Source organism: Polaromonas sp. P3_C2, from assembly GCF_056402675.1.
Genome location: NZ_JBFUGX010000088.1, coordinates 1 through 9,286, shown reverse-complemented (window position 1 = coordinate 9,286; position 9,286 = coordinate 1). Strand labels below are relative to the sequence as shown.

The window sequence follows — 9,286 nt, the reverse complement described above, 5'->3', positions numbered from 1 at the left end:
GCGTGAGATAGCTGCGTTCAAGGCCATGGGCCTGCATCAGGCCATACAGCTCGTCGAGATCCTGCAGGCTCAGTACGCCGGCCTTGTCCCAGGTGGCATGCGCCACTTCGCGGGCCACCTTGTTCCAGGCGATGCGGTCGGCCATACGGCGCAGGTTTTCCAGCAGGACCACGCGCAGCGTGGTCGGCAAGGCCCAGAGTTCGCCGAGATTGAGTTCACTGACCTCCTGGTAGGCATGCAGGAAGGCCGTGAAGAGCTCCGGGTCCAGCACGCTGTCGGTGTGCGCTACATAGGCCCAGGCAATACCGTATACCCGGGGAAGGCCCTCCAGCGGCTTGCTCGCCAGCTTGGGCAGATCCGCGTAGTAGCGCAGGGGGACGCCATCCTGGATCTGTTGCAGCTGGGCTTCGACAAGGTGGAAATTGTCGAGCAGCCATTCGGCGGCCGGCGTTACGTAGTGGCCTGTCAGCGAAGTCAGGGCAATGTAGTCGTAGGCAAGACGGATGGCGGCGATGTTTTCCTGCACGCGCGGGAAAAAAGGCGGACCGTGATCAGGGCTGCCGGCAGGCCTGACGGGCTGGGCTGCGGCCAGACTGCGGCCGTGCTCCTCAAAGCGTTGTGCACCGAAAAGTTCGGCGCGGATGGGCTGCTCTGCGCCGCCCTGGCGGGAGGCGAGCAGTTGCCGGGCGTAGGCGCTTAGGGTGTCCAGCCGCTCGATGACCGCGGTGGTCACGCGCTCAGGCTACGGCTAACAGGCCAAGAAAAATAGCCAGTATGGCCGCGACTGTGATGATGCGCGGTGAGGCCAGGGAGTGCGCGGACTGAAGCCCGGACTGGAGCGTAAAAAACCGGCTGCGCGAATGCGCGCACTGATCCATGTGTGACGCCAGATCGGCGGCGTCGGTGGAAACAAAATCGTTTTGAATGGCGGACGGTGAGTCGGCCATGATCTCCAGGGTAGTCATGATTTTGCGCTCCGGGGGTAAGCTGGTTTGGGCAACGCGTGGCGAAATACCCGCATTGCTCCGTGTCTGACACCATGCTACGCACCGGCCCCTCGCGGGGCCATCAGAAGACGCTGGAGTTTGTCTAGGACAAGGCCTACAGTATGCGCCCCTGGCAATACCCCTACGGCGGGAAACCTCTCACGCGCTGCATGGCTGCCTGTTGTTCACTGCCGTTCAGCCTGTGTTGCGCAGGCCCGCGGCAATCCCGTTGATGGAGATGTGAATGCCGGTTTGCACCCGCTGGTCGGCCTGGCCGGCGCGGTAGCGCCGCACCAGCTCCACCTGGAGGTGGTGCAGGGGGTCGATATACGGAAAACGGTGGCGGATGGAGCGCTGCAGGGCCGCGTTGCCCGCCAGCCGCTGCTTTTCCCCTGTGATCAGCGTCAGCGCCTCGGCCGTACGATGCCATTCGGACTCAATCGCACTGAAGATTTTTTTGCGCAGGCGCGCATCGCCCACCAGCTCCGAATAACGTGAGGCCAACGCCAGGTCGCTCTTGGCCAGCACCATGTCCATGTTGCTGAGCAGGGTGCGGAAAAACGGCCACTGCTTGTACATTTTTTGCAGCAATGCCAACGCTTCCCTGCGGCTGGCGGGCGTACCGCCCTGCTGGAGGAATTGCTCGATGGCCGAGCCGAAGCCGTACCAGCCGGGCAGGGTCAGGCGGCACTGGCCCCAGCTGAAACCCCAGGGAATCGCACGCAGGTCTTCAATTTTCTGCGAAGCTTTGCGTGACGCCGGGCGGGATCCGATGTTGAGTTCCGCAATCTCGCGGATTGGCGTGGAGCCAAAGAAGTATTCAGTGAACCCGGGGGTTTCGTAAACCAGGTTGCGGTAGGCCGCCATGCTGGCCTGTGACAACTCGGCGGCGGCTTGCAAAAAGGCCTTGGTAGCGGGCTTGGTCGGCTGCAGCAGTGTGGCCTCCAGCGTGGCGGCCACCAGCGTTTCCAGGTTGCGCCGGCCGATTTCCGGATTGGCGTATTTGGAGCCGATCACTTCGCCTTGCTCGGTCAAACGGATCTGGCCACGCACCGTGCCGGGCGGCTGCGCCAGGATGGCCTGGTAGCTCGGACCGCCACCGCGGCCGACCGTGCCGCCGCGGCCATGGAACATCCGCAACTGGATGTTGTGCGAGTTGGCCAGTTCGTCGAACAGCTCGACCAGCGCGATCTCGGCGCGGTACAACTCCCAGTTGCTGGTGAAGATGCCGCCATCCTTGTTGCTGTCGGAATAACCCAGCATGATGTCCTGCTCGGCACCGCTGCGCTTGACCAGCTGGGCGATGCCGGGCAGGGCATAGAACTCGCGCATGATGGGCGCGGCATTGCGCAGGTCTTCGATGGTTTCGAACAGCGGCACGACGATCAGGTCGTTGGTGGCGTGGCTGTCGAGCGTGGCGTGCATGAGGCCGACTTCTTTTTGCAGCAGCAGCACCTCGAGCAGATCGCTCACGGTCTCGGTATGGCTGATGATGTAGTGGCGGATGGCTTCCTTTCCGAAGCGGGCGCGCGCCGTGCGGGCCGCCTCAAAAATCGCCAGTTCACCGCGGGCGTGGGCTGAATATGCGGTGCCGACCACGCGCAGCGGCCGTGCATCGTTGAGCAGGCCCATCAGCAGCGCGCGTTTGGCCGCTTCGTCCAGCTTGCCGTAATTCGCCTCGATGCGTGCAACGGCCAGCAGTTCGGCCACCACTTCTTCGTGCTTGTCGGAACTCTGGCGCAGGTCGACCGTGGCCAGGTGAAAGCCGAACACTTCGACCGCGCGGATCAGCGGGTGCAGGCGCTGAGCGATCAGTGCTTCGCCGTGATGGGCCTTGAGGGAGTCTTCGATGGTGCGCAGGTCGGCCAGGAAGTCTTCCGACTTGAGGTAGGCGTTTTGCGGCGCCACGGCATGGCGCGCGGCATCGCCGCCGGTCAGGTCCTTGAGTGTGGCGGCCAGGCGTGCGTAGACGCCGGTGAGGGCGCGGCGGTAGGGCTCGTCCTTGCGGTGTTCACTGGTATCGGGTGAGCTTTCGGCGAGCAGCCGCATCGCGGGGCTGAACTCGACCAGCATGGCTGACAGCGAGAGCTCGCCGCCCAGGAAATGCACCTCGGTCAGGTAGTGGCGCAGCGCCACTTCTGCCTGCCGGCCCAGCGCGTAATTGAGGGTGTCGGCGCTGACGTTGGGATTGCCGTCGCGGTCGCCGCCTATCCATTGGCCCATGCGCAGAAAACTGTGCACCGGCTGGTTGCCCAGCTCGCGTTCCAGGTTGGCGTAAAGCTTGGGAATTTCCCGCAGGAAAGTGGCTTCGTAGTAGCTCAGCGCATTTTCGATTTCATCGGCGACGGTGAGTTTGGAAAAACGCAGCAGTCGGGTTTGCCACAGCTGCATGACGCGGGCGCGAAGCTGCGCTTCATTGGCGGTCAGCTCGCGCGGTGTCAGCGCATCCTTGGCGGCGTTGACAGCTTGCGCCAACGCCTTGATGTCGTCCCGCGCCGTCAGCAGCAGGGCGATGTCGCGCTCGGCGTCCAGGATGCTTTTGCGCTGCACTTCGGTCGGGTGGGCGGTCAGCACCGGCGAGACAAAGCTGTGCGCCAGGGTGGTGGAAATGGTTTTGGTCGAGATGCCGGCCCAGCGCAGTCGGGCCAGCGCTACGTCGATGCTGCCTTCCTGGGTGTCGCCCGCGCGCTCATGCACTGCGCGGCGGCGGATGTGGTGGCGGTCTTCGGCCAGGTTGGCCAGGTGGCTGAAATAAGTGAAGGCGCGGATCACGCTGACCGTCTGGTCGCCTGACAGGCCCTTGAGCAATTTTTTGAGCGACTTGTCGGCTTCGGGATCGGCGTCGCGCCGGAAGCTGACGGAGAGCTTGCGCACCTGCTCGATCAGTTCGTAGGCGGCAACGCCTTCCTGCTCGCGGATCACGTCGCCCAGGATACGGCCCAAAAGGCGGATGTCTTCGACCAGCGGGCGTTCGTTGTCTCTGGAACGACTGAACGTTTTGGTTGCACCGGCCGCGGCGGCGTCTTTGGCGCCCTCGTTGACGTTTGGTTTAACCCTCTTGGCGCGCGCGGAAGTGACCATCTCTACCCTCTAGTTCTTTAGCCTTGCATGCTAGCATTCACTTCCCCCCAAGTATTACAAGCAGGTTACGAGTGTCCGCAGCGTTTGAATCCAGACCGAATGATATGAAAAAAGTGGTCATCGCCACCCGCGAAAGCCGCCTGGCGATGTGGCAGGCCGAGCATGTGAAGGCGCTGCTGGAGTCGCGCCTGGGCTGGCAGGTGGAACTGCTGGGCATGACCACACAGGGCGACCAGATACTGGACCGCTCGCTGAGCAAGGTCGGCGGCAAGGGCCTGTTCGTCAAGGAACTCGAAGTGGCGCTCAGCGAAGGGCGGGCCGACCTGGCGGTGCATTCGCTGAAAGATGTGCCCATGGACCTGCCCGAAGGTTTTGCGCTGGCCTGTGTGCTGGAGCGGGAAGACCCGCGCGATGCTTTTGTCTCAAATCAATTTGCCACACTCGCGGATCTGCCGCAGGGCGCCGTGGTGGGCACTTCCAGCCTGCGCCGGCTGGTGCTGCTCAAGGCCATGCGTCCCGACCTGGTCGTACAGCCGCTACGCGGCAACCTCGACACGCGCCTGCGCAAGCTCGACGAAGGCCAGTACCAGGCCATCGTGCTGGCGGCTGCGGGCCTGAAGCGCCTGGGTCTGGAGTCACGCATCCGCAGCGCATTCGAGCCCGAAGACATGTTGCCGGCCGCAGGCCAGGGCGCCCTGGGCATTGAAGTGTGCGCCGACCGCGCCGACCTGATGGCCGCGCTTGCCACGCTGGCGCACCAGCCGACCTGGCTGGCGGTAACGGCCGAGCGCACGGTGTCGCGCGCCATGGGCGGCAGTTGTTCCATGCCGCTGGCGGCCTTTACGCAGGGTGCTGCTAACGGGGACGCAATGCAACTCAATGCCGCCTGGGGCGACCCGGCCAGCGCCGAGGCGCCATCCGCCATTGCGGGCCCACTGGCGCCGCTGGTACAGGTCAACCAGACCGCCGTGGTGCGCAGTTTTGCCGAGGCCGAGGCCCTGGGCGAGGCCGTGGCGGCACAGTTGCGCGCCGGCGGCGCCGTGTGKGCCGGCAAAGCCCCGGGCGCCTGATGCTACAGGCGCCGGTGCCTCCGGGTGGCACTATGACCCGCGTCATCGTGACGCGGCCCGAGCAGGATGCGCAGCACTGGGTGCAGCAGCTGCAGCAGGGGGGCTTTGCCGCCGAGGCCCTGCCGCTGATTGATATCGCCCCCGCTCTGGATACGGCCGCGCTGGAGGGCGTCTGGCAAACACTGGGCCAATACGCCGCCTGCATGTTTGTCAGCGGCAATGCGGTGGAGTACTTTTTCAAACAAAAAATGGCTGCAGCCCATACGGGACAAGCGCAAGTAGCTATCAATAGCATAGCGAATGCCGATACAACGCTGCCGGCTGCGCTGCGTTTTCTGGCGCCCGGGCCGGGCACTGTGACGGCTTTGGTAGCCGCCGGGGTTCCTGCCGGGCAGATCGATGCGCCGCCGGCCGATGCGGCCCAGTTTGATTCGGAAGCCCTGTGGGCCGTGATAGGCGAGCGCGACTGGCAGGGCAAGCGCGTGTTGGTGGTGCGGGGGGAGGGTGCTGCCTCGTCTGGGGCCACGGCATCTTCCGGCCGCGACTGGATCGCCCGCCAGTGGGAGGCTGCTGGTGCGCAGGTGGATTTTGTGGGGGTTTACCGGCGCCTTGCGTCTGTGCTCGACGAAACGCAACTTCAGCGCGCGCGCGCGGCCACCGTGGATGGGTCTGTATGGCTCTTCAGCAGCTCTGAAGCCGTGGCCAACCTGACGGCCTTGCCTGCGCTGGCCGGGGTAGACTGGCGCCGCGCCCGCGCGGTGGCCACGCATCCRCGGATTGAGGAAGCCGTGCGTGCTGCCGGTTGGGGTGTTGTTGTGGCGTCACGTCCTGCCCTGAAGGACATCAGGGACACACTTGCCTCGATAGAATCTCTTTATCCATGAGTGACAGCCCTAACGCCCAGCCTCCATCCTCCACGCCAGACAACGAGCCGGTGCTGGAACGCGCGCTGGTGCCGCTTCCCCCGCAACCCGTTTCGCCCGACGTCTGGGTGGTGCCGCGCAAATGGGCGTTTCTGGTTGCCGCGCTGGCGGCTGCGGGAATGCTGGTAAGCGGCTTGTTGTGGCAAAAACTCGGCAATATCCAGGAAGAGCTGGCCCGCCGCAGCATTGATTCCGGCGCGCAGGCCATTGAAGCGCGCACACTGGCGCGCCAGGCCCAGGAAGGTACGCGCGAACTTTCCGCACGGCTGGCCATCCAGGAAACCCGCATCAGCGAAGTCAGCCTGCAGCGCACCCAGCTGGAGGAGCTCATGCAGAGCCTGTCGCGCTCGCGCGATGAGAATCTGGTGGTTGATGTGGAGTCGGCCCTGCGCCTGGCCCAGCAGCAGGCCCAGCTCACCGGCAGCGCCGAACCGCTACTGGCCGCACTCAAGTCGGCCGACCAGCGCCTGTCGCGCGCCGCGCAGCCGCGCCTGAACCCGCTGCAACGCGCCATTGCCAAAGACATGGACCGCATCAAGGCCGCAACGCTGACCGACGTGCCGGTTCTCATGCTCAAGCTCGACGAACTGGTCCGCATGGCAGACGACCTGCCGGTGGCCAACGCCATGGTGGCAGCCGGCCAGCGTCCATTGCCCGCGGCGGCCGCGCCGGCTTCCGCGCCGCGCGCTGCTGCGTCGGCGGCATCTTCCGCCAGCAAGCCTTCCATGCTGGGATTCGACAAGCTGGCTCTCGATGCCTGGTCGCAGCGCACGCTGGACAACCTGCGCGAAGAAGCACGCAAGCTGCTGCGCGTGAGCCGCATTGACCAGCCCGAGGCCGCCCTTGTGTCGCCGGAGCAGTCGTTTTTCCTGCGGGAGAACCTCAAGCTGCGCCTGCTCAATGCGCGCCTGGGCCTGTTGTCGCGGCAGACGGATTCGGTGCGCGCCGACCTTGGTAGTGCCAATGCCTGGTTGGGCAAATATTTTGATGCCTCGTCCCGCAAAACGCAGGCCGCAGCGCAGTTGCTGGCCCAGGTCCAGGGCCAGCTGAAAACCAGCGAGCTTCCGCGCCTGGACGAAACCATGGCCGCGCTGGCCACAGCGGCCGCAGGCCGCTGAGCGGGAAAAGGCAGGAACCAGCAATGCGCGCCGCCCTCTGGCTTTTGGCCCTGTTTGGCGTAGCCGTTGCCGTGGCCCTGTTTACGGGCAACAACCAGGCCGTGGTTACCATCTTCTGGCCGCCGCACCGTGTCGATATTTCCTTCAACCTGATGGTGATGCTGCTGGCAGCGCTTTTCCTGGTGCTGTACCTGGCCTTGCGCGCGCTGTCGGCGGTGTTTTCGCTGCCGGCGGAAGCCAGGCGCTGGCGTGCCCAGCAAAAGGAGCGCGCCATGTACGGCGCCCTCATGGATTCTCTGGCGCATCTGCTGGCGGGGCGCTACATCCGCTCGACCAAGTCGGCACAAAATGCGCTTGCGCAGGCAAAGAGCCTGAACCTGCTGACCGACGAATCCGGCCATGTGACAGGCCACAGCACCAGCCGCGGCAGACAGTTGCGTTCGCTGGCCCATCTTCTGGTGGCCGAAGCCGCGCAGGCGCTCCAAAACAAGAGCTTGCGCGACCAGCACCTGCAATTGGCGTTGAAGAGCTCACGCCATGCGCAGGAAGTGCGCGAGGGCGTGCAGTTCCGTGCGGCTCGCTGGGCGCTGGACGACCGTGACGCGGGTGCGGCACTGGATTGGCTGGGCCAGCTTCCGCAGGGGGCATCGCGCCGCACGCTGGCCCTGCGCATGAAGCTGCGTGCCTCGCGGCATGCGCGGCACACGGCGCAAGCGCTGGAAACCGCGCGCCTGCTGGCCAAGCACCGCGCTTTTTCGCAGGCGGCGGCGCAAAGCATTGTGCGCGGCCTGGCCCTGGAGCTGCTGAACGATGCGCACGACCCCGCGCAGCTGCAGCAGGCCTGGTTCTCTCTGGATGACACCGAACGCGCCATGCCCGAGCTGGTGGTGCATGCGGCGTCGCGCCTGATGGCGCTGCACGGTGACCCGGAACTGGCCCGCAGCTGGCTGCTGCAGGTCTGGGACCGCACGATGCAGCCTCGCTCGGAGATCGGCGACAACCTGCGCATCAAGCTGATCAGCGTGCTCGAAACAGGCCTCGATTCGCTGGACGCGGCCTGGCTGGCCCGCATTGAAAACGCACAGCTCAGCCGTCCACGCGATGCCAACCTGCAATACCTGGCGGGCATGGCTTGCCTGAGCCGCCAACTCTGGGGCAAGTCCCGCCAGTTGCTGACGCAGGCGGCGCCGGCGCTTCAGGATGTAACGCTTCACCGCAATGCCTGGCGCGCCCTGGCGCTGCTGGCTGAGCAGCGTGAGGACGAGGCGGGTGCTGCGCAAGCTTACAAGCGCGCCGCGCAGATATAAGACAGGCTCTGAGCGCGCGCCTCGTTCCTGGCGGGCATGCCGCCCGCCGTGGCAGGCTTAGGGCTTGACCACCTGAGCCGCTTTGGCCCGCTGCACATAACCCTGGTAAGCCGGCAAAGCGATGGCGGCGATGATGCCGATGACCACGATGATGGGAAACATCAGGGCGCCGATTTTGACCAGCGTGGTGTTGGGAGGCGGAGGGGCGCCAAAGCGGTTGCTGCCCTCGGTTCCCGAATTGAAAATCCAGACCAATCCCACCAGGGGGATGAAGGCCAGGATCGCCGTCCAGCCGCTCCATCCCATGTCGTGGCTGCGCTGGATAGTCAGCAGGATGAGAAAAAGAAAATAGGGAATCATGACCACGAAACCAACGATGCCCGCTGCGGCGCCGGCGCCGGCAGCGCCTGCCAGCATGCTGAGTCCGAAGACGCCCACCAGCAAAAGCAGGTAACCCACAAAGGTGCGGGCCAGGTACCGCATGCGTCCGACGCGACCCCTGGCAGAGAACCACTTGACGGGTTGTGTATCTCCCTCACGGTCATACACATCAGCGACAGCCGCGCGCGGTGCGGCATAAGGATTCATGGCTTCAGACATTTCTCTTTCCCTCCTGTTGTTGAAAAACGAAGAATAACCGCTGCCGGGCTGAATGCAATGCCCGCTTACAGCAGGCCGGCGCGTTTGACCGCGTGGTAGCGGTTCACCAGCGAGACGGCCAGTTGCGTCGGCTCCACATCCATCGACAGCGGGTCATTGCCGACCACCCGCGCAAAGGCATCGCGCCGCGACTGCCCGAAG

At 64.8% G+C, this 9,286-nt stretch carries 8 protein-coding genes; 4 read left to right on the top strand and 4 right to left on the bottom strand.

Annotated elements, in window-relative coordinates:
* From AC1DWI_RS05965 to ppc, 3 genes are all read right to left on the bottom strand, one after another.
* Positions 1 to 733 (bottom strand): hypothetical protein (locus AC1DWI_RS05965; protein WP_477724529.1); only part of this gene is annotated, 733 nt, incomplete at its 3' end.
* Between the two features lie 4 nt (positions 734 to 737).
* Positions 738 to 965, bottom strand: coding sequence for a hypothetical protein (locus AC1DWI_RS05960; RefSeq protein ID WP_457279414.1), 228 nt, complete (start codon positions 963 to 965; stop codon positions 738 to 740).
* 216 nt (positions 966 to 1,181) lie between these two features.
* The gene (gene ppc / locus AC1DWI_RS05955; protein ID WP_477671292.1) at positions 1,182 to 4,067 is read right to left on the bottom strand and encodes a phosphoenolpyruvate carboxylase; all 2,886 of its coding nucleotides are present in this window, start codon (positions 4,065 to 4,067) and stop codon (positions 1,182 to 1,184) included.
* Between the two features lie 104 nt (positions 4,068 to 4,171).
* Here ppc and hemC point away from each other — a divergent pair, with 104 nt between their 5' ends.
* The 4 genes from hemC to AC1DWI_RS05935 are packed head-to-tail and all read left to right on the top strand — an operon-like array spanning position 4,172 to position 8,485.
* Complete coding sequence (gene hemC, locus AC1DWI_RS05950) at positions 4,172 to 5,137, top strand: hydroxymethylbilane synthase (protein WP_477724528.1); 966 nt, start codon at positions 4,172 to 4,174, stop codon at positions 5,135 to 5,137.
* A 32-nt stretch (positions 5,138 to 5,169) separates the two neighbouring features.
* The gene (locus tag AC1DWI_RS05945) at positions 5,170 to 6,021 is read left to right on the top strand and encodes a uroporphyrinogen-III synthase (protein WP_477671294.1); all 852 of its coding nucleotides are present in this window, start codon (positions 5,170 to 5,172) and stop codon (positions 6,019 to 6,021) included.
* On the top strand, positions 6,018 to 7,178 hold the full coding sequence (locus tag AC1DWI_RS05940; RefSeq protein ID WP_477671295.1) for a uroporphyrinogen-III C-methyltransferase: 1,161 nt from the start codon (positions 6,018 to 6,020) through the stop codon (positions 7,176 to 7,178). Before AC1DWI_RS05945 ends, AC1DWI_RS05940 begins: the two co-directional genes overlap by 4 nt.
* Before the next feature lie 23 nt (positions 7,179 to 7,201).
* Entirely contained in the window at positions 7,202 to 8,485 is a 1,284-nt protein-coding gene (locus AC1DWI_RS05935; protein WP_477671296.1) for a heme biosynthesis HemY N-terminal domain-containing protein, read from the top strand.
* 57 nt (positions 8,486 to 8,542) lie between these two features.
* On the opposite strand, the gene AC1DWI_RS05930 is transcribed toward AC1DWI_RS05935, so the two are convergent.
* Positions 8,543 to 9,085 carry a DUF805 domain-containing protein gene (locus AC1DWI_RS05930; RefSeq protein ID WP_477671297.1) on the bottom strand — a complete coding sequence of 181 codons (543 nt, stop codon included), beginning with the start codon at positions 9,083 to 9,085 and terminating at the stop codon, positions 8,543 to 8,545.
* Between the last annotated feature and the right edge of the window lie 201 nt (positions 9,086 to 9,286).

Coding starts and splice junctions, on each gene's coding strand:
- ppc (WP_477671292.1), bottom strand. CDS start 4,067: ATGGTCACTTCCGCGCGCGCCAAGAGGGTTAAACCAAACGTCAACGAG.
- AC1DWI_RS05930 (WP_477671297.1), bottom strand. CDS start 9,085: ATGTCTGAAGCCATGAATCCTTATGCCGCACCGCGCGCGGCTGTCGCT.
- AC1DWI_RS05940 (WP_477671295.1), top strand. CDS start 6,018: ATGAGTGACAGCCCTAACGCCCAGCCTCCATCCTCCACGCCAGACAAC.
- AC1DWI_RS05935 (WP_477671296.1), top strand. CDS start 7,202: ATGCGCGCCGCCCTCTGGCTTTTGGCCCTGTTTGGCGTAGCCGTTGCC.
- AC1DWI_RS05960 (WP_457279414.1), bottom strand. CDS start 965: ATGACTACCCTGGAGATCATGGCCGACTCACCGTCCGCCATTCAAAAC.